This window comes from Aminobacter ciceronei (genome assembly GCF_014138625.1).
Classification (GTDB): Bacteria; Pseudomonadota; Alphaproteobacteria; order Rhizobiales; family Rhizobiaceae; genus Aminobacter; species Aminobacter ciceronei.
This window is the reverse complement of sequence record NZ_JACJHY010000014.1, coordinates 106,930-129,255: the sequence shown is the minus strand read 5'-3', so window position 1 is coordinate 129,255 and position 22,326 is coordinate 106,930. Positions and strand designations below refer to the sequence as shown.

The window sequence follows — 22,326 nt, the reverse complement described above, 5'->3', positions numbered from 1 at the left end:
CGGCATGGCCCAGGAACGACAAACGGGAGTAGTTCGATGACAAGGAAACTCGTTGCGGCAAGACGGACCGTTGCCAGCTGTCGCCCGGCATTCTGGCTTTCGGTCGCGGCTGCCGTATTTGGCGCCTGGGCTCTGACGACCCCTGGCGTGGCGCAGGAGGGGATAAAGATTCCGCCGCCGGCGATCGACGCGACTGCGCAAGGCAATTCGGAGGTGGCGGTACTCGCAGGCGGCTGCTTCTGGGGCGTGCAAGGTGTGTTCCAGCACGTCGAGGGCGTCACCAACGCCGTGTCAGGCTATGCCGGCGGCGACAAGCAGACGGCGCAATACAACGTCGTCGGCAGCGGCGCGACCGGCCACGCCGAGGCGGTCAAGGTCACCTTCGATCCGAGCAAGATCAGCTATGGTCGGATCCTGCAGGTCTATTTCTCGGTCGCGCATGACCCGACCCAGCTCAACCGCCAGGGTCCAGATACCGGCACCCAATACCGCTCGACCATCTTCCCGACCGATGCCGAACAGGCGAGAGTTGCCAAGGCCTATGTCGCACAGCTCGACAAGGCCAAGGTCTTCGACGCGGCGATCGCGACGACGATCGAACCCGGACGCGCCTTCTACAAGGCCGAGGACTATCATCAGGACTTCCTGACCTTGAACCCGACCTACCCCTACATCGTCTACAACGACCTGCCGAAGATCGAGAACCTCAAGCGCCTGTTCCCGGATCGCTACCGCAATGACCCGGTGCTGGTCTCGGAGGCCAAGGCATCCAACTGATAACAATGGGCGTTCCAGCAGGCAGCATCTTGGCGCGATGTGCCCGACCGGAACGTCGCAAGCAGGCGCCTGGAACAACCGCGTGGGTGAAGCCTAGTCCTGCTTCGGGAACCAGCCGCCACCGGAGCTGCGGCTGAGGCGCGGCGAGGTAATGGCGCCGTGGATATGGGCGATGTAGCTGGCATCGAGCTCGGTGATCGCCCGGCGCCAGACATCGCCCTGCAGCATGGCAAAAATGGCCGCGACCGGCCGGATGTTCGCCTTGGCCAGCAGCTTCAGCACCGCCAGCATCGAGGTGCCGGAACTTATCACATCGTCGACGACCAGCACTCGCCGTCCCTCGAGCAGCGGCAGCATGCGCGGGTCGAGATAAAGCCGCTTGGCGTGCTCCGGACTGGTGATCGAGCTCATCGGCTCGGAAAGGTCCTCGCTGTACCAGAACTTTCGCGACGTCCCGAGCGCCACCATCCTGTCATGCCCGAGACGCCGGGCAACGCCATTGGCCAAAGGCAGGCCGAGCGTCGGCACGCCGATGACGACCTCGGGCGCGTAGACCCGGGCATGGGCCGCCATGGCATCCGACAGCGCATCCTCGACGGCGAAGCTCGCCTGGTTGACGATCATCGAGGCCACTGCCTGGCTACCGTCGCCCGGCAGGACGCGGACGGGCAGCGCGATCTGACGTCCGTCGGGCAGCGATGCCGGATAGAGGTCGTGGAAGCCGTCCGCCGGTGCAGCGTCGAACGTGTCCGCGGGATAAACTGTCTGCCAGAATTGATGCGGAGCGAGTGGCACAACGGGCCTTTCTGTTGCAGAAGGGGACATGCGGCGCCGATGGCCCTGGGCGCCTTAGATTGCAGAACCGGGCCGAACGGAGTTTGCGTGATGACATCGACGGCCGGGCACGACAAGGGCGAAATCGAGCTGCTGACGGCGCTGCGCCGCGACATCCACGCCCATCCCGAGCTGGGCTTCGAGGAACTACGCACATCAGGCATCGTGCAGAAGATGCTGGCCGAGGCCGGCATCTCGGTGCAGACCGGGCTCGGCAAGACCGGCGTCGTCGGCACGCTGAAGCTCGGCGACGGCTCGCGGCGCATCGCGTTGCGCGCCGACATGGACGCGCTCGCCATGCCCGAGATGGCCGAAGACCGGGCCTACAAGTCGACCGTGTCAGGCAAGATGCACGCCTGCGGCCATGACGGCCATACCGTCATGCTTTTGGGTGCCGCCCGCGAACTCGCCCGTCGCAAGAGCTTTTCCGGCACTGTGCATTTCATCTTCCAGCCGGCCGAGGAAGGTCGTGGCGGCGCCAGGGCGATGATCGAGGACGGTTTCTTCAAGCAGTTTCCGGTCGATGCCGTCTACGGTCTGCACAACATGCCCGGCATCGCCACCGATAGCATGGCGGTTGTTTCAGGGCCGCAGCTCGCCTCGTCCGACCGCTGGACCGTCACCTTCAAGGGCATCGGCACCCATGGCGCCAAGCCGCATCTCGGCCGCGACGCGATGACGGCAGCCGGCCAGTTCCTGACAGCACTCCACACCATCGTCGCACGCCGCGTCGATCCCCTCCAGCCGGCGGTGGTCAGCGCCTGCGCCATGGAAGCGGGCAGCTTCGAGGCGCTCAACGTCATCCCCGATCTGGTCAAGATCGGCGGCACCTCGCGCGCCTATTCGGCCGCCGTGCGCGACCAGCTGGAAAAAGAGATCGGCGCGCTGGCCGAGGGCTCGGCGAAGCTCTACGGCATCGAGGCAGAGTATCGCTACTTCCGCCAGATGCCACCCGTGGTGAACGACAGGGACGCGACACGCCGCGCGCTGGCTGCGGCCCAGGCGGCCTTGGGCATCGACAAGGTGATGACCGAGTTTCCGCCATCGACCGCCGGCGACGACTTCGCCATGTTCAGCCAGGAAGTGCCCGGCGCCTATGTCTGGCTCGGCAACGGCCCCGCCGTCGACGGCGCCCTGCACCACAACAGCCACTACGACTTCAACGACGACGCACTGGCGAGCGGCGTGAAGTTCTGGACGACGCTGGTCGAGCAGGAGCTGGCGGCGTAATTGTTGGTCGTCAGCGCGCGCTGAAAGCCCCCTCTCCGTCACGGCTTCGCCGTGCCACCTCTCCCCACTTCGTGGGGCGAGGAAATGCTAATCGCCAGCGATGCCCTGAACACATAGGTTCACCCAGAATGAACCAAGCTTTGCTGCAGCAACGATATCCGGACCTCAGAACTTGGGTTCCTCACCCCCACGAAGTGGGGGAGAGATGGCACGGCAGACCCGTGACAGAGATGGGGCCTTCCCTTCTGCTACGAAGCGCTACTCCGCCTTCAGCCTGGCATAGAGCAGCTTCAGCACCGCAGCGCTCTCGACCTTCAATGCCACCGAAACCGCAGCCCCATCTTCTGAAACCGTCAGCGCGCCCGCATCGCGAGTCGTGCCGGTGTCGACCGCCAGCTTCAGCGTCTCGCAGCCAAACAACTCTTCGTCCAGCGCCAGCAGCATCACGCAGGGGTCGTGCAGCGGCCGGCTTTCGCCGCCAGTGGTCGACTGGAAATAGGCGTCGATCAGCGCACCCGAAGCGACAGCCGCCGGTACATCGGATGCCTGCAGCATGGCCGTGTCGTCGCGCGTGGCGCGGACCTTGCGGGTAACGTCGAGCGGGATCAGCGTCATGTCGAGCCCGGCGCCAAAGACGATCTCGGCGGCCTCCGGATCGGCGGCGATGTTGAACTCGGCGCGCGGGCCGATATTGCCCGGCTCGTGCACCGCACCACCCATGGCGATGACGCGGCCGATGCGGCCAGCGGCCTCCGGGTACTCGGTAACCAGGCGAGCGATGTTGGTCAGCGGGCCGAGCGCCAGGATGTCGATGCTGCCGGTTTCCGCGGCCCGGAGCGTGTCGCGCAACCAGGTGACTGCGTCGCCGGCCACGGGCTGTGAAAGCGCATCGGGGAAGGCCACACCGCCGAGGCCGTCATTGCCGTGAATGTCGGCGGTGTCGAAACACTTGCGCGACAGCGGCCCGGCGGCACCGGCGATGACAGGCACGTCGACCCGGCCCTCAAGCGCGAGGATGCGGCCGGCATTGCGCGTCGTCGTTGCAATGCCGATGTTGCCGGCGACCGTCGTGATTCCGATGACGTCGAACTCGGCCGACTTCAGCGCCAGCAGGATCGCCACTGCATCGTCGATGCCGGGATCGGTGTCGATGATCACCTTGCGGGTGGGTTTCAGCTGCATGGCGCGACCTTTCGTTCCAGTCTCAAATCAAGTCCGTCTGGCTTCACATCATCGCATCAAGGGAATCAAGCCGAAATGCTTGTCCCAGCACCGCTCGACCGCTCACTGCTGGCACAGTGGAAACGGGTTCCGATTTCGCTGGTGATGCAGTAGAGGCGAGGCCATGACCAAGACAGCTCCTTTGCCCGCCGACCTCCTCATCGATCCCGCCGACGAAATCCTGATCAGGCAGGACCTCGTGCTTGTTGCCCTCGGCAAGCGCGAAGCCGATCGCCTCGTCCAGCTCGGCCGCGTGCTCGACGTGCACACCGGCACCTGGATGGACGATTGCGAGGTGGCGATCCGCGGCCGCCGCATCGCCTATGTCGGCCCCGCCGGCAGCTTCCCGGGCACGGCGCGCGAGACCATCGACCGCACGCATCTTGCGGCGGTGCCGGGCTTCGGCGAGGTGCACAAGCACATCGAAAGCTCGCACCTGACGCCAGAGCACGAGGCAGCCCTTGTCATGCCGCGCGGCAACACCTGGACCTGCGAGGCGAGCCACGAATTTTCCAACGTCAACGGCCCCAACAATCTCGAATTCTGGCTGACGGCGCGCCGTGCCGGCTCGCCGATGAAGATCTTTCCGCTGCCCGGCTCGGCGGTTCCGCCGACGGCTTATGAAGGCGGCGGCGGCCATTTCGGCTATGCCGAGCAGATCGGCTTCCTCGGCGAGAGCACGATGGTCGCCGGCCTCGACGAGGTCATGGACTGGCCGGCCGTCTGGAACCCCGAGAACCCGTCCTATGGCAGGCTCTGGGGCATGATCCAGGCGACATTCGAGAAGCGCGGCGTGGTCGAGGGCCATGGCGCCGGCCTGCGCGACCTGCCGTCGATCAATGCGTTCGCCGCCGCCGGCCTGTCCTCCGACCACGAAGCGTGGACGCCCGAGGAGGCATGGGACAAGCTCCGGCACGGCATTTTCATCGAGGTCCGTCCGCATTCGATGCCCGACATCATCAAGGGCCTGCTCGAACGCGGCTTGCGCGACTGGAGCCAGGTGGCCTTCGCCACAGACGACCGCAGCGCCTCCGACACGCTGAAGATGGGCGCGACCGACCACAATGTCCGCCTCGCCATCGAAAGCGGCCTATCGCCGGAGATCGCCTACCAATGCGTGTCGATCAACCCGGCGCGGCACATGCGGCTGACACCCTTTGTCGGCTCCATCGCCCCCGGGCGCTTCGCCGACATGGTGCTGCTCGACAAGGCAGCGACCGTGTCGATCGCGGAGGTCTGGGCCGATGGCGAACAGGTGTCCGAGGGCAAGCGTTTCACCGGCCACCTGCCTGCCATCGACTGGCCTGACTGGGCGACGAAGACGGTCAATGTCGGCCGAAAGCTGACCGCCGCAGACTTCGCCGTCGCTGCCGAGCCGGGCCGCGCGACGATGCAGGCGGCACTGCTGCGTCCGTTCCACTGGGATGACAACTTCATCACCACGGAACTTCCGGTGGCCGATGGCGCCGTACAGCGCGACAGCGACCGCAACATAACCAAATTCGCCGTCGTCGACCGCTATTCAGGCAAGGGCCGCGTCGCCAAGATGTTCTGGCTCGGCTGTGGCCCGAAGACGCCTGACACGGCCGTTGGCTGCACGGTGGCGCACGACCAGCACAACATCTGGGTCGTCGGCTCGTCCGATGCCGCCATGGCCGAGGTGGTCAACCGCATCTCGCAGAACCAGGGCGGCTGGGCGCTGGTCACATCAGGCAAGGTCGTCGCCGACGTGCATTACGAGGTCGGCGGCCTGATGACCAACCGCCCGGCCGAGGCGCTCGATGCCGAGATGGAGGCGCTTTATGCAGAAGCCAACAAGATCGACTGGCTCTATGAACCAACGTTTTCGCCGCGCTGGTTCCCCGGCTTCCCCGAGCGCCTGCAGTTCGCCACGCTGACCTGCGCACCTTGGCGCTGGGTGCTTGTGGCGCCGACGGATGCGGTGCCCGAGGGGTTCGTGAACGTGCAGACGGGTGAGAGCCACAAGGTGGTTTGGTAGGCGAGACTTTGGTGCGTCCTTCGAGGCGCCCCCCTCTCCGTCACGGCTTCGCCGTGCCACCTCTCCCCCGCTTTGCGGGGGCGAGGAAAAGCCAATCGCCCGCCGCTCCGGACCTGGTGAAACATCAGCGGGCGAGCGTCGAAGGACGCCCCACCTGCAGCCTCAGCCCTTGTCGTGCGCAAACGCCGCGAGGATGCGGGCCCAGGACCGGATGCCTTTCCGGAAGCTCGAAAGGTCGTATTTCTCGTTCGGGCTGTGAATGCGGTTGTCGAAGCGGGCGAAGCCGATCAGCAAAGAATCCATGCCGAGCTTTTCCTTGAAGGCGGAGACGATCGGGATCGAGCCGCCGCTGCCGGCCACTGCCGCCTCGCGCTCCCACTCTTCGGTCAGCGCGCCGAGCGCCTTGGTGAGAAACGCGCCGTCGATCGGCATGACGGTCGCGGCACTCGCACCGTGGTCGATGAACTCGACCGAACAATCGGCCGGGATGCGGGCGCGGACATGGGCACGGAAGGCATCGCGGATCTTTTCCGGATCCTGGCCGGCGACGAGGCGGAAGGAGATCTTGGACTGCGCTTTGGCCGGTATGACCGTCTTGAAGCCTTCTTCGGTGTAGCCGCCGATGATGCCGTGGATTTCGCAGCTCGGGCGTGCCCAGACCTGCTCGAGCACCGAGCGGCCGCTTTCGCCGGCGGGAATCGAGAGGCCGATATCGCCCAGAAAGCCCCTGTCATCGAAAGGCAGGCGCTGCCACTGCGCCTTGATGGCGTCGGGCAGTTCGGTGACGCCGTCGTAGAAACCTTGGACGGCCACGCCGCCGTCTGGCGTGCGCAGGCTGGCGACGATATCGGACAGCACCTGCAAGGGATTGCGCGCGGCGTTGCCGTAGATGCCCGAATGCAGGTCGCGGTTGGAGCAGGAGATGACGATCTCCTCCTTCAGCACGCCGCGCAGCATGGTGGTCACCGCAGGCGTCTCGGCGTCCCACATGTCGGTGTCGCAGACGAGCACGACATCAGCCTTGAGTTCGGCACCGGTCGTGTCGAGAAAGGGCGGCAGGCTCGGGCTGGAGATCTCTTCCTCGCCCTCGAACAGCACCGACACCTGGATCGGCAGGCTGCCGGCGACGGCCTTCCAGGCGCGGCACGCCTCGACGAAGGTCAAGAGCTGGCTCTTGTCGTAGGAGGCGCCGCGGGCAACGATGTGGGTCTCGCCATCGGGCTGCGGCACGAGCTTCGGCTCGAACGGGTCGGAGTGCCACAGACCACGCGGATCGACGGGCTGGACGTCGTAATGGCCGTAGAACAGCACATGCGGCCCCTGCCCCGTGCGGTCGTGGCCGACCACCATCGGGTGGCGCGCGGTCGGACGCACCGAGGCGTCAAAGCCGAGTTCGCCGAGTTCTTTCTTCAGCCATTCGGCGGCGCGCTTGCAGTCCGGGGCATGCGCCGGATCGGTCGAGACAGATGGAATACGGATCAGGTCGAACAGGCGCGCAAGGCTTGCGTCGATATTGGCGTCGACATTGGCGAGCACCTTGTCGAGATGCGTCGAGGCTTCTGATCGGTTCATTGCTTTGTCCTTCCCTGTACGTCCCGGACGCTCGTCCGGACCTCAGCCCGCAGCGTCGATGCGGGCCATCTCGGCTTTGAAGCTGTGCGCCACCTGCAGCGCGTCGCGCAGCACCTTCTTGCGTTCGAGGCTCAGTACCTCGCGGCCGCGCATCAGCCAGCCGCCGCCCACCATGACGTCGCACACGTCGGTCGGCAGGGTGGCGAAGACCAGCGTGGAATAGATGTCATAGACCGGCTGCTGACGCGGCGAGGCCAGGCTGACGCGGATGAGATCGGCCTGCTTGCCCGGCTCGAGCGAGCCGACCTTTGCATCCAGGCCCAGCACCTTGGCGCCATCACGGGTCGCCATGCGCACGACGTCGACCGAGGCCATCGGCTTGCGGCTGTGGCCGAGCAATTTCTGGAACATCGACACCGGCGCGAACTGCGAGAACAGGTCGAGCGTGTTGCCGCTCATCGCGCCATCGGTCGAAATCCCTACCGGAATGCCGGCCTTTCGCATCGCCTCGACGGGTGCGATGCCGCGCCCGGCCTTGCCGTTGGAGCGGGCATTGTGGGCGACGCAGACTTTTGCATGCGCCATGCGCTCGATGTCGGTCTCATCGACATGCAGGCAGTGCGCGCAGATCAGGCCCCGGCGCAGCAGGCCCGCCTTCTCGACGACCTCGATCGGTCGCATGCCGTGGGTTTTCTCAGCCCACGCCATCTCGGCATCGCTCTCGGCCAGATGCATCTGCACAGGCACGTCGGGATGGTCGTCCGCCCAGCGGGCGATGCGCTCCATCGTCGTCATGCCGGTCGAATAGGGCGCATGCGGGGCAATCGACGGGATGACCCTATCATGTCCGGCGAATTCGGCGACGAGTTGTTCGGTGAGAGCAAAACCTTCGTCGACCGACTTGTGGTCGGGCGGATCGAAGTCGGCGATGGTCTGGCCCAGCACGCCGCGGATGCCGGCATTGGCCACAACCCGCGCGACTTCGGTCTCGAAGTAATACATGTCGGCGACTGTGGTGACGCCACCCTCGATCAGCTCGAGCGCGGCAAGTGCCGTTCCCGCACGCACTGCCTCGGGCCGCACGAACTTGCGTTCCAAGGGCAGGATGTAGCGGTAGAGCCGGTCGTCGACGTCCTCGCCGAGGCCGCGGAACAGCGTCATCGCCATGTGGCAATGCGGGTTGACCATGCCGGGCATGACGACATCGCCGCCGACGTCAACAATTTCCGCGCCGACAATTGCGGGGGCCTCGCCCACGCCGACGGCCTTGATGACCTCGCCCTCGACATGGACCCAGCCCTTGTCGACGACGGGCATGTCCTCCGTGCAGGGGAGGACGGTGGCGTTGGTGATGAGGATGGACATGGTCGCTCCTCGGGTCACTCCGGTTTCAGCACGCAGCACTGGTCGGGCACCGGCACCAGCTTGGCCAGCGCGCCCGGTTCCAGCGGCGCCGACAGCGAGCCGTTGGCGATCAGTTGGCCGGCAGCAGTGTCCGCCTGGTACTGGTAGGCGCGACCAAGATAGGTGCGCAGGCCAAGCGTTGCGGGAATGCCCTCGGCGTTGGCGTCCGTCGAGACGGCCAGGCCATCCGCGCGTGCGGCCAGCACGAACACGTCTGGGATCGCGCCGAAACGGTCCTGCGACAGCTTGAGCTGCGATCCGCCATCGGTCACGGCCGTCACTTCAGCGCCGTCGCGTGCGGAAACCGTCATCGGCACCAGGTTCTCGAAGCCGACGAAGCGGGCGACAAACGTGTTGGCCGGGCGCTGGTACAGCGTCTCGGGCGTGTCGAACTGCATGATGCGGCCGGCATTCATGATGGCGACGCGGTCGGAGATCGAGAACGCCTCTTCCTGGTCGTGGGTGACATAGACCGAGGTGGTGCCATTGGCGCGCTGCAGCTGGCGGATCTCGACGCGCATGTCGACACGCAGCTTGGCATCGAGGTTGGACAGCGGCTCGTCGAACATCAAAAGCGGCGGCTCGATGACGAGTGCACGCGCAAGCGCCACGCGCTGCTTCTGGCCGCCGGAGAGCGCGCCCGGCAGGCGGTCGGCGAGCTGCGACAGGCCGACGCGTTCGAGCATTGCCCTGGCGCGCTTCTCGCGATCACCTGGAGCCACGCCGCGCTGCTTCAATCCGAAGCCGACATTGTCGAGCACCGAGAGATGCGGGAACAGCGCGTAGTTCTGGAACACCAGGCCGATGTCACGCTTGTAGGCCGGCAGCCGGGTCAGGTCCTTGTCGCCAAGGCGGATCGAGCCGGAGGTCGGCTCGAGGAAGCCGGCGATGAGGCGCAGCGTCGTCGTCTTGCCGCAGCCCGAGGCGCCGAGCAGCGAGACGAGCTCGCCTTTGCCGACCGAGAGCGACAGGTCCTCCAGCACCTTGGTGGCGCCGTAGTGGGCGGTGAGATTCTGGACTGTAAGTGCCTGGGTCATATGGGTCTACTTCGCAAGGAAGGTGAGGCCGAGCGTGCGCTCGACGATGGACATGACTGCCACGGTCAGCAGCATCAGCAGCACCGACACCGACGCGATCGTCGGATCGAAGAACTGCTCGACATGGGCGAGGATCTGGATCGGCAGCGTCGAGACGCCTGGTCCGGTGAGGAACAGCGACGTCGACACGTCGTTGATCGAGGTGATGAAGGCCAGGATGAAGGCCGCGATCACGCCAGAGCGGACGTTGGGCAAAACGATGGTGAAGAAGGTCTTCACCGGCGGGCTGCCGAGGCTGACGGCGGCTTCCTCGATCGAGAAATCGAACGAGGCGAGGCTCGCCGAAACGACACGCACGCAATAGGGCAGCACCAAGAGCATGTGGCCGACGAGCAGCGTCAGGAAGATCGGCGTCTGCATGCCCACCGCCACCGATTTCAGCAACGAGAAGCCGAGCACGATCTCGGGCACCAGGATCGGCAGCACAAAGACGGTCGACAGCCAGGACGGCAACTTGATGCGGTAGCGGTTGAGCGCATAGGCCGCCGGAATGCCGATCAACAGCGCCAGTCCCGTCGCCAGGAAAGCGAGCTCGAGGCTGGTGATGATGGTGCGCTTGAAGGCGCTGATCTCGAAGATATTCTCGAACCAGCGCAAAGTCAGGCCTTGCGGCGGGAAGGTCAGATAGGTGGTGTCGCTGACCGAGGCGCCAAGCACGATGATCAGCGGCCCCATCAGGAAGATGTAGACCAGGACGGTGAACAGGATGAGCAGGGGATTGATACGGCTGGTCATCATGTCGCCATCGGGTTGAGACGCCGCGCAACGCGGCTCATGGCAAGAACGACGGCGACCGTGATCACCACCATGATTGCCGCGATTGTGGAAGCGCCGACCCAGTCGAACGACACCATGGCACGCTGGTACATCAGCGTGCCCATCACCATCTGGCGCTCGCCGCCGAGCAGCTGGGGCGTGGCGTAGGCAGTGAACGAGCCGGTGAAGACGAGAACGGCGCCGACGATCAGACCGGGCACGGCGAGCGGCAGGATGACCTGCCGGAAGGTCGCCGCCGGCGTGGCGCCAAGCGATGACGAGGCCTGGACGACGTCGTCGGGGATGTTCTCCAGCACGCCAACAAGCGTCAGGATCATCAGCGGCACGAAAAGATAGACCATCGCAACGATGACCGACCCTTGCGTGTAGAGCATCGACAGCGGCTCTGAGATCGCGCCGATGCCGACCAGGAAATTGTTCAGGATGCCATTCTTGCCGAGGATGATCAGCCAGGCGAAGGAGCGGACGACGACACCGGTCAACAGCGGGAAGACGGCCGCGATGATCAAAAGGCTCTTCAGCTTGCCCGGCGACTTCGACACGACATAGGCGGTGAGGAAGCCGACGACGAGCGAAATCGCTGTGGTCGCCAGCGAAATCTCGATGGTGCGCCAGAGCACGGTGCGGCGGAAGCCGCTGTTGAAGAAGGCGATGTAGGGCGCAAAGATGCCGCCATCCTCGCCGAAGGTCGTGGCGATGGTCGCGGCCACCGGCAGTATCAGGAACACCAATACGGCCAGCGTAGCCGGCCCTGCGAGCCACCATCCGGCAAAGCGTTTCAGCATGAAATCTCTTCCAGTTTCCACGGACAGATGGCGTCCGGGAGATCTTGTTGCGGCGTGCTACCCCTCATCGGGCGGCCGCGAAAGGCGCAGAATGCCGCAAGGGCTGTGACAGCGGCAAGAAAACGTCCGGGGCGTTGCCCCCGTCACACAGTGGCGGGCGGGAAAGCCATGCCTTCCCGCCCTGAAAGCAATTACATGCCGAACACTTCATTCCAGCGGTCGACCCATTCGGTCTTGGCCGTGTTCATCTTCTCGTAGTCGACCTGCTTCAGCGAGGCGATCATGTCGGCGCCGTAGGTCCACAGCTTGGCCTGCTCGGGCGTCAGCTCGACGGCCTTGACGACGGGCGCATCGACGCCGTTCTCGGCGGTCTTCTGCTGCACTTCCTTCGACAGCACGAAGTTGATGAACTCATGCGCCAGCTCGACATTGGCGGCGCCCTTCGGGATGTTGATGGTGTTCAGCGTTGCGATCGCGCCATCAGAGAGATTGGCCCATGCAGCGGTGGGCACGGCGGCCTGGATCTGGGCCAGCGTGAAGTCCTGCGCGACAGCCGCCGAGATTTCACCGGTTGAGAACAGGTTCACCAGCTCGGAGCCGGTGTTGTAGTTCTTGACGACGTTCGGCTTCAGCGCCTCGACAGCCTTGAAGGCGGCGTCGGCATCGGCAAAGGCGTCGACGCCGGCGTGGGTGCCGGCCACCATGACGGCCATCGGGCCGGCGGTGGTGGTGATACCGGGCAGCGACAGCGAGGCCTTGAAGTCTTCCTTCCAGAGGTCGTTCCACGAGGTGATCGGCGCCTTGACCTTGGCGCTGTCGTAGATCACGCCGACGCGGCCGATGGTGTAGGCCGGGCCGAATTCGCCCTGCGGTGCCTTGGCAAGATCGTAGAGACCTTCAAGGTTCGGCACCTTGGACTTGTCGATCGGCTGGAACAGGCCTTCCTTGATGCCGATCTGCGAGTAGGCATCCGTGAAGTAGGCGACGTCGACGCCCTCGCCATTGCGGATCTTGATCTTGTTGAGACGGTCGGCGTTGTTGCCGGTCTCGAACACGATCTCGCAACCGCATTTCTCCTTGAACGGCTTGACGATGTACTCGTCAAGCTTGTCGCCGTTGAAGCCCCACCAGGAGATGGTCAGGGTCTTGCCCTGGGCGAACGCCGGCGCAGCGACGAGGGTCGTCGCGAGGCCGGCAACGCCAGCCGCGAGGAGGGTGTGAAATCGTGTCATGGAAAGCCTCTGTTGTTTGACGCCCTGGCACCTGGGGGCGCACGGAGGGACAATTCAGCCTATTTTCGTGACAGCTAAGGTGCAACTCCAAATGTTGTGCAACGCACATCAAAATCTGCTGCATCCTGAGGCGGATAGGCGCTTTTCTGGCGTTGCCGACCATGTTCGGTGGTCAACTCAACGTTGCCGCGGGCGACAGCATCCTCGCCCAGGATTATCGTGATCTTGAATTCATCGTCGTCGTCGACCTTACTGGCCGGAAGGAGCTGTTCGACAGAGCCGCCCGTCGCGATACCCGCATCCGTGGCGATCCATCCGACCATCATCAGCACTGCCGCCATGGCCAACCTCGGCATCGAGGCGCCACCCACCGACATCATCGTAAGACTCGACGCCAACGCCATTTCCGAGCCGGCTCGGGTCGGTCGCCTGGTGGCGGCGCTCGATGAAGATCCCGAGCTCAGGCTGGTCGGTAGCGCCGTGATGTTGACCGCCGACTGTGCGTGGACGATCCCTTTCCATTGTCCGTTCCATCATTGGACCATCGCCCTTCGCGCGCTCACGACGCCGAAGACCGGCGCCGGCTCCGCAAGAGCATCGTTGCCCGCATGCTCGCCAATCCTCCGGACGGAGCGTCGGACAAGCTCGCGCCTAATGCGCGATGCTTGCCGCTCGCCCCGGGCCGAACAGAGGAGGCCGGGGCGAAGCGACTGGCGCACCCGTTCAGGCGCCGCCGGCCGTAAGCGTTTCCGCTACACGATGAAGCGAATGGCGCGTTGGATCTCGAAGAAATCACTGGCGCGGAAGCGCAATGTACGCGGCGCCGGATGCTCGACGCCGGGATACCAGCTGACGCGATAGGCTTCGTGCGGGTTGGTGTATTCGACCACCAGCTCGAAGCTGTCGGCGAGTTTCGGCAGGCAGGATTTGAGGTCGCGCGACAGCGCTTCCTCGACGCCGGCGCGGATCGCAGCGACCGAGGCTTTTGGGGTCAGCGATCTTGTGGCCGGGCCAAACCCCTCGCTCGTCGCAACCGTGCCGATGCGCGGCACCAGAAGCTTGGCTTCCGCGCACATGCCGGCATCGCCTGACAGGAACACCGACGGCACCCCATAACGCGCCGCACAAAGCGCATTGAGCGTGTATTCGGATGCCACCTCGCCATTGATCAGGAGCCGCGATACGGTGCCGGTCAGCGTATGCGCCAGCGGATTGGTGTCGGTGCCAGCCTTGTTGTGATAGCCGGTGTAAAGCGCCGCCGAAAAGCTGTCGTCGATGCCGAACATCATCATATCCGGGTGACCGCTCCAATCCCTGACGATCGTGACATAGGCCGGCAGCTTCGACAGGATCAGGTTGCGCCCGGTGGAATGCGCGTCCTTGACCAGCACTTCCTTCGCGCCGGCAGCCTTGGCGCCCTCGCAGGCCGCCACCAGTTCGTCGGTCATGTATTCGCGGAATTCTTCGTAGGCGGCATGTCCCTTGCGGGCCTCGTCCCACACGGTAATGCCGGCGGTGCCTTCGATGTCGGCGCTGATGAACACCTTCATGATCGTAATCCTCGGTTCTAGAGAAGCTCAGCCATCGACCGCAGCAGCCGGTCGATCTGGTCGGGGGAATGCTCGGAAAACACCGCCAGCCGCATGCTCGGCACATCCGACGCGTCGGAATAGCCGCCCGGCTGCTGGACCCTGACGATGATGTCGCGCTCGGCAAGACGATCGCGCAGGAGTTCGAGGTCGGTGACGCCCTTGATGGTGACGATCGGCACCGGCGTGTCGGCGACCTCGAAGCCGAGGCCGCGCAGGCCGCTGCGCATCCGGCTGACATTGCGGGACAGCCTGGAACGCCTGTCCGTCGTCTGCAGGATCCGCAACGACGCTGCGGCGGCGGCAGCCAATCCGGGCGGTGCGGGTGAGGCGCCGCGCATGATCATCGCGTTGCGGGTGATCTTTTCGGCCAAGGTCGCGTCGCCGGGAACGACCCCGCCCAGCGCACCAAACGCCTTGCTCATCGTGCCGGCGAGGAAGTTGCCCTCGCCTTCGAGCCCGGCATGCTGCAGCGACCCGCGCCCGGTCTCGCCGAGCACGCCGACACCGTGGGAATCGTCGATGCACAGCAACGCGCCGTCGTAAGGTGCCATCGCCTGCCTGAGGTCGTTGAGCGGCGCCAACCGGCCGGAGGACGGAAACACCCCGTCAGTCAGCACGGCCGGCCTCTGCCCGACCCCGACATGCAGCGCCAGCTGCGCTGCCAGGTCATTGGCATCGCCATGGCGGAACTCATGCACTGGCTTGCCCAGCGTCGGGATCGCGTCGCGGGTGCTGTAATGCGTCGCGGCATCGATGAAGACGAGGTCGAAATCCTCACGCAGCCCCTGCAGCAGCACCATCGGGCTGGTGTAGCCCGATATCATGTAAACGACCTCCTCGGTGCCGAACCACTGGCGCAGCCGCTCCTGCAAATCGGCATAGACCTGCATGTGAGCCAGCGTGCCCGGACCCATGCCATACTGCCTGGTAGCAGCGCAGGCCGCCTCGATCACCTCGGGGTGGCCGTGCAGGCAGAAATAGGAGGTGCCGCAGTAATAGTCGACCTCGCGCCCGGCGATGACCATGCGGGAGCCGATCGGCGACTCCATCTTGAAAGGTGCGGTCATGCTGCTGCTCAGGCCGCCTCCGCCCGGGACAAGGGGCGCCGCTCGAGAAACATCGGCCCGACGCGGATGCCGCGCCTGCCGTGATCGTCGACGGCATCGAGCTCCAGGATTTCGTCCTCATAAAGCTTGCCATGCATGCGGAAGCGCCCTTCGCCCACCGGCTCGCAGCTGTGGGTGCAGAAATACTCGATCAGGCATTTCAGCCCGCCATGGCTGTAGCTGAGATAGGTGATGTTGAAGTCCGGGCCGTACTCGCCGAGATGCGGCTCGATCTCCTCCGGCACGGTCTCGTCGGCAGGCGCCTCGATGCGCGTCCAGCTGGCATCCTTCCAGACCAGCTTGCCCGGCTCGGGAAAGGACAGGTTCATGTGCGCATAGCCGGCGCCGCGGCCATAGATGCGGCCGTCGATGACGAAGTCCTTGCCTGATACTGGCCGGATCTGCAGCGGCACGCCGTCGCCCATCAGATAGAGCTTGCCGTCCTTCGCCTTGACCTCGACGACCTCCTGCGTGGCATCGTCGCTGTAATAGCCGGGCAGGGTCCTGAACTGCTCGTCGGCGATGACGGGCGGACGCTGCAGGCGCTGCAACGGCTTGCCCATCTTGCGCTCTGCAAGGGCTATGCGCAGACCATCGACGCCGAGGCGTGAGGCGATCTGGTTGGCGAAATCGAGCGTCGCGAACATCAGCACGCCGATGCCGGCACCTGGCAGGATCAGCATGTGCGAGGCATAGCCATAGACCGCCCCGCCATGGCCGACCGACTCCCAGCCGTCGACCTCGCCGGCGCCGTAGCACAGGCCATATCCGGCCATCGACTTGTCAAGGCTGTCGGGGCGTTTGCCGAATGGCGCCCACATCTCGCGCAGCGAGGCCGGCGAGATGATCGAGTTGCCCTCGGCATTGAAGCCGCCGCGCAGCAGGCACTGGACGTAGCGCGCCATGTCGCCGGTCGTGGAGAAGATGTTGCCCGCAGGCGAGCCGCCGAGGCTGAACACCGGCGCCGGCGTGTCGCCGTCCAGGGTCCACATGTCGGCGGGCGCCAAGCGTTCGCGGATGCCTGAAGCCATGCCGCAGGACGACTGGTTCATGCCGAGCGGCTTCATGATGTTTTCTGAGACATAGTCGGAATAGCTCTGGCCGGTCACCACCTCGATGACCCGCCCGACCACGGCGATGCCGGCATTCGAATAATGCATGATGCCGATGCTCGGATCCTGCTTCAGCGTCGAGCTGGCGAGCTCATTGACCGTATCCGCGAGCGGCGGCCGGGTGGCGTCGAGATAGTGGCCGCTCTTCGGCTCGCGCACCAGACCGGAGGTGTGCGTCATCAGCTTGCGCAGGCTGATCACCGAACCATGCGGACCAGCTTCGGCGCCGGCGAACGGGTTGATCGGATGGAAGCCGGGCAGGTAGGTCGAAACGTCGACATCGATGTCGACGAGCCCCTTCTCGACAAGCTGCATCATCGCCAGCGAGGTGAAGGTCTTGGTGATCGAACCGATGCGGAAGCAGGTGTCTTCGCGCATGTCGAAATGGCGGTCGCTCCGCTGGATGTGACCCTCGGCCAGCACGCCGTCGTGGTCGACGAGTGCATAGGAGATCGACGGGATCGCCTTGTCCTCGACCTCGTAGCGGATCAGGTCCTCGAACAGCTCGATCGATGCGGCGGACAGGGAAGGCATGGCAAATGCTCCTTGAGCTGAAAAGATGGGGGAAATTTCAGTGGGAATGGCGGGGGTCGAGCATGTCGCGCAACGCGTCGCCGACAAGGTTCCACGACAGCACGAACAGGAAGACGGCAGCACCTGGGAAGGCAAGCGTGTACCAGAACTGGAACGGGTTGCCGGGCTGGCCGACGATCCAGTTGCGCGAATAGGCGATGAACTGGCCCCAGTCGGCATAACCTTCCTCGGTGCCGACACCGAGGAAGCTGAGCGCGGACGCCGACAGCACCATCGAGCCGGTGGCCATGGTCGCCAGCACCAGCACCGGGAACATGGCATTGGGCAGGATGTGCAGCACGATCAGCCTGAGGTCGCTGGCGCCATAGGCGCGCGCCGCGTGGATGTAGTCCATCTCGCGGATTCTGAGGATCTCGCTGCGCACGATGCGGGCGTAGCTCATCCAGCCGAAGGTTGTCAGCGCGATGGTGATCGGCCAGATGCCCTTGCCGAGCAGTGCGGTCAGCACCATTGCGGCGATCAGGAACGGCACAGCCATGAACACGTCGACGATGCGCATCAGCACCTCTTCGACCAGCCCACCATAATAGGCGGCGACAGCACCGATCACCGTGCCGATCAGCACCGAGATGGCAACGACGCCGAGGCCGATCTTGAAGGCGGTGCGGGTGCCCCACACGACGCCGTAGAAGATGTCGTACTGGCCTTGCGTGGTGCCGAACAACGCATCACGCGACGGCGGCATCGGCGTCGCCAGAAAGCCGGCGCGCGGCGTGTCGTAGGGCGACAGCTGGAAGCTCTGCGGCGGCGCCAGCATCGGGGCAAAGATGGCAATCAGCACGAAGGCCAGAAGGATCACGACGCCGAGCAGCGACACCGGATTGCGCGCGAGGTAGCGAAGAAACTTCATTGCGTCTTCACCCTCGGATCGAGCAGCGGATAGATCAGGTCGACGATCAGGTTCATCAGCACCAAGACGACCGCGAAATAGAGGCCGAAGCCGAGAACCGCCGGGAAGTCGAGATTGGCCGCGGTCTTGGCGGCGAACTGGCCGAGCCCGGCATAGTCGAAGATGGTCTCGGTGATGACGACGCCGCCCATCATGACGGCAAACTCCATGCCGGCGATGGTCGCCACCGGCAAAAGCGCGTTGCGCCGGGCGTGCTTGAGTTCGACCACGCGGCGCGGCAGGCCCTTGGCGCGGGCGGTGCGGACATAATCCTGACGCAGCGTCTCGAGCATCGAGGTACGCATCACCCGCGTCATCGAGGCAACGTTGACATAGGTCAGCGTGATGACAGGGGCTGCGAGGTGGCGCAGCGAATCGACGAAGATCGCCCAGTTGCCGTTCAGGATCGAATCGACGGTGTTGGCGCCGGTGTAGCGGACAAAATTGCCGGAGCTGACGGTCGTTTGTGCCCACTGGCTGAGCCGGCCAGGCGGGAACCAGTCGAGCGCCGAGTAGAACACCAGAAGCATCAGCAGGCCGAAGACATAGACCGGAAACGACCAGCCCAGGATGGTGAAGATGCGGATGACGTGGTCGGGCCAGCGGTTGAGGTGGATGCCGGCGCGGGAACCCAGGAATACCGCGAGCAGCAGGCACGGAATGAACGCCAGCACCACCAGTTCCAGCGTTGCCGGAAACAGCGACATCAGCGCCGTCGACACCGGCTGGCGGGCCGTTTCCGACCAACCGAGATTGCCGGTCAGCACGCCGCCGATCCAGCGGCCATACTGGATGTAGAAGGGATCGTTCAACCCGTACTGCTCGATCATCCGGCGGATGCTTTCCTGGCCACCCTTGAGGTAGTCGGGCGACGGCGCATAGGCCGCCAGGCGCTGTGTCGGCGATAGCGACATCTGCAGCGCAAAGATCATCAACGACAGCGCGAACAGGACGATGGGCAGCATCATCAATCGTCTGAGGGCGTAGGTCAGCACGGGTGCACGGGTTCCGGTTTCGGGGAAAACAAGCAATACGCCGGGCGAAGGGGATCGCCCGGCGTATTTGGCCGCCAATCAGTCGTTGGCCTTGGTCACCGGGTAGAAGTCCCAGGCACCGTAGAGGATCATGTTGTCGACATAGCCGTCGATGTTGCTACGGGTGACGACGTAGCCGAAGTCCTCCCACAGGAACTGCGTGGTGGCGTATTCGTAAGACATGTCCTGCAGCTTGGCGTAGATCGGCTCACGCACGGCCGGGTCGTTCGAGGCCCAGGCCTCATCGAGCAGCGGCTTGAACTTCTCCGCCATCAGGTCGCGGTAGCCCTGGCCGACCATGCCGCCGACGAGGCCGGTGGGCGAGAGGTAGTAGGATGCCGCACCGAGCGGGCCGCCCGGATCGGAATAGTCGGGACCCCAGCCCATCACCGTCAGCGGCGCCGCCGGCTTTTCGCGGTTGTTGAGCTTGTCAGAGACGGACGCCCAGGGCAGTGCCTGGATCTGCATCTTGAACTTCGGGTTGATGCGCGACAGGCCCATCTGCAGCGCCGACAGGGCTGCCGTCAGCTGCGGATTGCCCTCGGTCACATAGGCGGTGAAGGTGAAACCGACGTCCCACAGCTTGCCGCCAAAGGCCTTCTTGAAGTGCTCCTCGGCCTTGGCAGGGTCGTAGCTGTAGATGGGTGAATCCGGGCGGTAGCCCATGATGCCGCGCACCGTCGGCCCACGCGACTGCACCGTCTTGCCGAGCAGCACCTGGTTGATCAGCGCGTCGTAGTTCTGGGCGTAGTTGAAGCCCTTGCGGACATCGATGTCGGCGAAGAAGTCTGGCGGAATGCCTTGACCGTCCAGCTTGCCGCTGCCGATGGCGGGATTGTCGTTGTCGTCGAGCGGCCAGGCGAAAAAGATGCCGCGCGAGAACACCTTCTGCAGGCCGTCAATGACCTTGACGCCTTCGGTCTTGCTGAGCTCGTCGATGAACTCGACGGGCGCCGCGACGAAATCGGCATCGCCCGACAACAGCTGCAGGCGCCGCGTCGTCCATTCCGGCACCGTGCGCATGACCACGCGCTCGAGCTTGGCCGGACCCTGGAAGTAGTTGTCGAAGCGCTTCAGCGTGATGCGGCGGTCGGTGCGGTCCCATTCCTCGAGCATGAACGGACCGGTGCCGTTTTCCTCGGCGAACAGCGGATTGGCGCCGAGCTCCGGGCGGTAGTGCGCCTTCCAGTTGTCGCCCGAACCGTCCCAGCCGCCGACCGAGGCGACCCATTCCTTGTCCAGGATGGAGGTGCCAAAAGGCAACGCGATGACGCCGAGCGTCGCCGGGAACGACTTCGGCAGCTTGAGCGTGACGTTGTCGCCGTCGACGACGATCTGCTCCGACAGCTGGTCATAGACCTTGCGCAGCGTCTCGGGGCTGGCCTCGGCGAAGGTCTTGACCTTGCCTTCCGTCTCCACCCACTTGGCGATGTCGGTGTATTTGCCCGCCGTGATCACCTCGGTAATCGCGTTCGACATCCAGGACTGGCCCTGCAGGATGGCGCGCAGCAGCGAATAGCGCACGTCATCGGGCGTGATCTGGCCGTAGCCCGGCTCTATCGCCGCCTTCTGGGCGTCGGTCAGCTTGTCGTAATACTCCCAGGTGATCTTGCCGTCGGCGCCCTTGACGCCGACCTTGTGGGCAAAGACGCCCTTGCGGATCGGGAAGGTGTAGCTCACCGAACCGTCGTCGCCCTGCTTGATCAGGCCGTTTTCCAGCGACGGCACCTCCGTCGATAGCGACGGTACGAACTCGGAAATCTTCGAACCGTTGAAGTTGAGCAGGCGGCTGTAGATGTTCAGTGCGCCATAGGAGCTCGGCGTGTTGGCGATGTAGGCCGGATCAAACGACTGGATGTCGTCGGTCCACATGAAGACGAATGTGCCGGGGTTCTTTGTCTCGGCCATGACAGGCGCAGCCGTGACGGCAAGCCCCATGCCCATAGCCAACGCTAAGGCTAGTTTCATCATCGTTCCCTTCTGATGGCGGAGGAAGTTTTCTTCTTCTCGTTATGGAAAGGCTAGAAGAGCGCTTGCCGGTCTGTCCAATGTGTAGATAGGATGGACTATGCAAAACACGCATGAGGGCCGGCATGGAACTGCAATGGCTTGAAGATTTCCTGGAAATAGCCGCGACACGCAATTTCTCGACCGCCGCCACTGCGCGCAACATTTCGCAGCCGGCCTTCAGCCGTCGCATCAAATCGCTGGAAAGCTGGATCGGCGCCGACCTCATCGACCGCAGCACCTATCCGGTGCAGCTGACCCGGGCGGGCAATATGTTCCTGCCCGGCTGCCAACGGCTGGTGCGCGAGGCCTACCGGTTGCGCACCGACTGCCGCAATGTCGCCGGCGAAAGCTCGGCAATGCTGACCTTCACCTCGCTGCACACGCTGGCGATGTACTTTTTTCCGAAGTGGATCAGCTCGCCGCTGATTTCGCGCATGCCGCTACGCACCAGCATGCACGCGGCCGATTTTCTCGAAAGCGTCGACCATCTGTGCTCGGGGCAGTGCGACTTCTGCATCACCTATGTTCATCCCGACGGCCCGCCCGTTCTTGAAGGCGGACCTTTTGAATCGTTGCAGATTGGCAAGGACAGGCTTGTTCTGGTCTCGGGTACCGACGAAAACGGCCGCGCCCTGTTCGACATCGACGTGCCCGAAAGCACCGAGATTCCTTACCTCGCCTACTCCTGGAGCGACGGCTACATCGGCAAGCTGGCGACGCTGGTACAGTCGCGCTGGCGCCGCCCGCTCAATCTCAGCACCGTCTACCAGTCGGCGCTTGCCGACGGCCTGAAGCACATGGCGGTCGCCGGGCGCGGCGTCGCCTGGCTGCCGCAGATCTGCGTCGCCGAAGCGATGAAGCAGGGCCAGCTCGTCCAGATCGGCGGCCAGCAGATGGCGCTGGAAATGGAGATCCGCATTTTCCGGCGCGCCGGCGCGGGCAGCCATGACGGCGACGCCCTGTGGCAGCATCTCAAGGAATGCGCCGAACTGCCCCGGTACCGAAGCAGTCTCGATGCCACGCTGGACGCCGCCTGACCGATCGGGATGCCCCGAATGGCT

The 22,326-nt window shown here is 64.5% G+C and carries 19 protein-coding genes; 4 read left to right on the top strand and 15 right to left on the bottom strand.

The window, feature by feature from the left end; all coding sequences use genetic code 11:
* Window positions 1-36: 36 nt before the first annotated feature.
* Window positions 37-777, top strand: a complete 741-nt coding sequence (gene msrA / locus HNQ95_RS15920) for a peptide-methionine (S)-S-oxide reductase MsrA (protein ID WP_182574508.1) — start codon at window positions 37-39, stop codon at window positions 775-777.
* Window positions 778-870: 93 nt separating this feature from the next.
* Here msrA and HNQ95_RS15915 read toward each other — a convergent pair whose 3' ends face one another.
* A complete protein-coding gene (locus HNQ95_RS15915; RefSeq protein ID WP_182574507.1) occupies window positions 871-1,572 on the bottom strand; it encodes a phosphoribosyltransferase in 702 nt (233 codons plus the stop codon).
* A gap of 90 nt (window positions 1,573-1,662) precedes the next feature.
* On the opposite strand from HNQ95_RS15915, the gene HNQ95_RS15910 reads away from it, so the two are divergent.
* Entirely contained in the window at window positions 1,663-2,841 is a 1,179-nt protein-coding gene (locus HNQ95_RS15910) for a M20 aminoacylase family protein (RefSeq protein WP_182574506.1), read from the top strand.
* A 258-nt stretch (window positions 2,842-3,099) separates the two neighbouring features.
* On the opposite strand, the gene HNQ95_RS15905 is transcribed toward HNQ95_RS15910, so the two are convergent.
* On the bottom strand, window positions 3,100-4,023 hold the full coding sequence (locus HNQ95_RS15905) for a nucleoside hydrolase (RefSeq protein WP_182574505.1): 924 nt from the start codon (window positions 4,021-4,023) through the stop codon (window positions 3,100-3,102).
* Window positions 4,024-4,186: 163 nt separating this feature from the next.
* On the opposite strand from HNQ95_RS15905, the gene HNQ95_RS15900 reads away from it, so the two are divergent.
* Window positions 4,187-6,061 carry an adenine deaminase gene (locus tag HNQ95_RS15900; protein WP_182574504.1) on the top strand — a complete coding sequence of 625 codons (1,875 nt, stop codon included), beginning with the start codon at window positions 4,187-4,189 and terminating at the stop codon, window positions 6,059-6,061.
* Between the two features lie 162 nt (window positions 6,062-6,223).
* Here HNQ95_RS15900 and HNQ95_RS15895 read toward each other — a convergent pair whose 3' ends face one another.
* The 13 genes from HNQ95_RS15895 to HNQ95_RS15835 form a co-directional block, all read right to left on the bottom strand.
* Window positions 6,224-7,633 (bottom strand): M20/M25/M40 family metallo-hydrolase, encoded by a 1,410-nt coding sequence (locus HNQ95_RS15895; protein ID WP_182574503.1) that lies wholly within the window; start codon window positions 7,631-7,633, stop codon window positions 6,224-6,226.
* 42 nt (window positions 7,634-7,675) lie between these two features.
* Window positions 7,676-8,998, bottom strand: coding sequence for an amidohydrolase family protein (locus HNQ95_RS15890; protein ID WP_182574502.1), 1,323 nt, complete (start codon window positions 8,996-8,998; stop codon window positions 7,676-7,678).
* A 14-nt stretch (window positions 8,999-9,012) separates the two neighbouring features.
* Window positions 9,013-10,074: an ABC transporter ATP-binding protein gene (locus HNQ95_RS15885; RefSeq protein ID WP_182574501.1), complete on the bottom strand. Its 1,062-nt coding sequence runs from the start codon at window positions 10,072-10,074 to the stop codon at window positions 9,013-9,015.
* Between the two features lie 6 nt (window positions 10,075-10,080).
* A complete protein-coding gene (locus HNQ95_RS15880) occupies window positions 10,081-10,872 on the bottom strand; it encodes an ABC transporter permease (RefSeq protein WP_210283784.1) in 792 nt (263 codons plus the stop codon).
* Window positions 10,869-11,693, bottom strand: coding sequence for an ABC transporter permease (locus HNQ95_RS15875; RefSeq protein WP_067965855.1), 825 nt, complete (start codon window positions 11,691-11,693; stop codon window positions 10,869-10,871). Before HNQ95_RS15875 ends, HNQ95_RS15880 begins: the two co-directional genes overlap by 4 nt.
* A 194-nt stretch (window positions 11,694-11,887) precedes the next feature.
* On the bottom strand, window positions 11,888-12,928 hold the full coding sequence (locus HNQ95_RS15870; RefSeq protein WP_067955562.1) for an ABC transporter substrate-binding protein: 1,041 nt from the start codon (window positions 12,926-12,928) through the stop codon (window positions 11,888-11,890).
* A gap of 74 nt (window positions 12,929-13,002) precedes the next feature.
* A complete protein-coding gene (locus HNQ95_RS15865) occupies window positions 13,003-13,308 on the bottom strand; it encodes a hypothetical protein (RefSeq protein WP_067955563.1) in 306 nt (101 codons plus the stop codon).
* A 372-nt stretch (window positions 13,309-13,680) separates the two neighbouring features.
* On the bottom strand, window positions 13,681-14,478 hold the full coding sequence (locus HNQ95_RS15860) for a M55 family metallopeptidase (protein WP_067955565.1): 798 nt from the start codon (window positions 14,476-14,478) through the stop codon (window positions 13,681-13,683).
* Window positions 14,479-14,495: 17 nt separating this feature from the next.
* Entirely contained in the window at window positions 14,496-15,587 is a 1,092-nt protein-coding gene (locus HNQ95_RS15855) for an aminotransferase class I/II-fold pyridoxal phosphate-dependent enzyme (protein ID WP_182574500.1), read from the bottom strand.
* 8 nt (window positions 15,588-15,595) lie between these two features.
* Window positions 15,596-17,272, bottom strand: a complete 1,677-nt coding sequence (locus tag HNQ95_RS15850) for a serine hydrolase domain-containing protein (RefSeq protein ID WP_182574499.1) — start codon at window positions 17,270-17,272, stop codon at window positions 15,596-15,598.
* Between the two features lie 37 nt (window positions 17,273-17,309).
* Entirely contained in the window at window positions 17,310-18,182 is an 873-nt protein-coding gene (locus HNQ95_RS15845; protein ID WP_067955573.1) for an ABC transporter permease, read from the bottom strand.
* A complete protein-coding gene (locus HNQ95_RS15840; protein WP_312874162.1) occupies window positions 18,179-19,216 on the bottom strand; it encodes an ABC transporter permease in 1,038 nt (345 codons plus the stop codon). The genes HNQ95_RS15845 and HNQ95_RS15840 overlap by 4 nt, the downstream gene beginning before the upstream one ends.
* Window positions 19,217-19,294: 78 nt before the next feature.
* A complete protein-coding gene (locus HNQ95_RS15835; protein WP_182574517.1) occupies window positions 19,295-21,223 on the bottom strand; it encodes an ABC transporter substrate-binding protein in 1,929 nt (642 codons plus the stop codon).
* Between the two features lie 125 nt (window positions 21,224-21,348).
* On the opposite strand from HNQ95_RS15835, the gene HNQ95_RS15830 reads away from it, so the two are divergent.
* Complete coding sequence (locus HNQ95_RS15830) at window positions 21,349-22,302, top strand: LysR family transcriptional regulator (RefSeq protein ID WP_182574498.1); 954 nt, start codon at window positions 21,349-21,351, stop codon at window positions 22,300-22,302.
* Window positions 22,303-22,326: the final 24 nt, after the last annotated feature.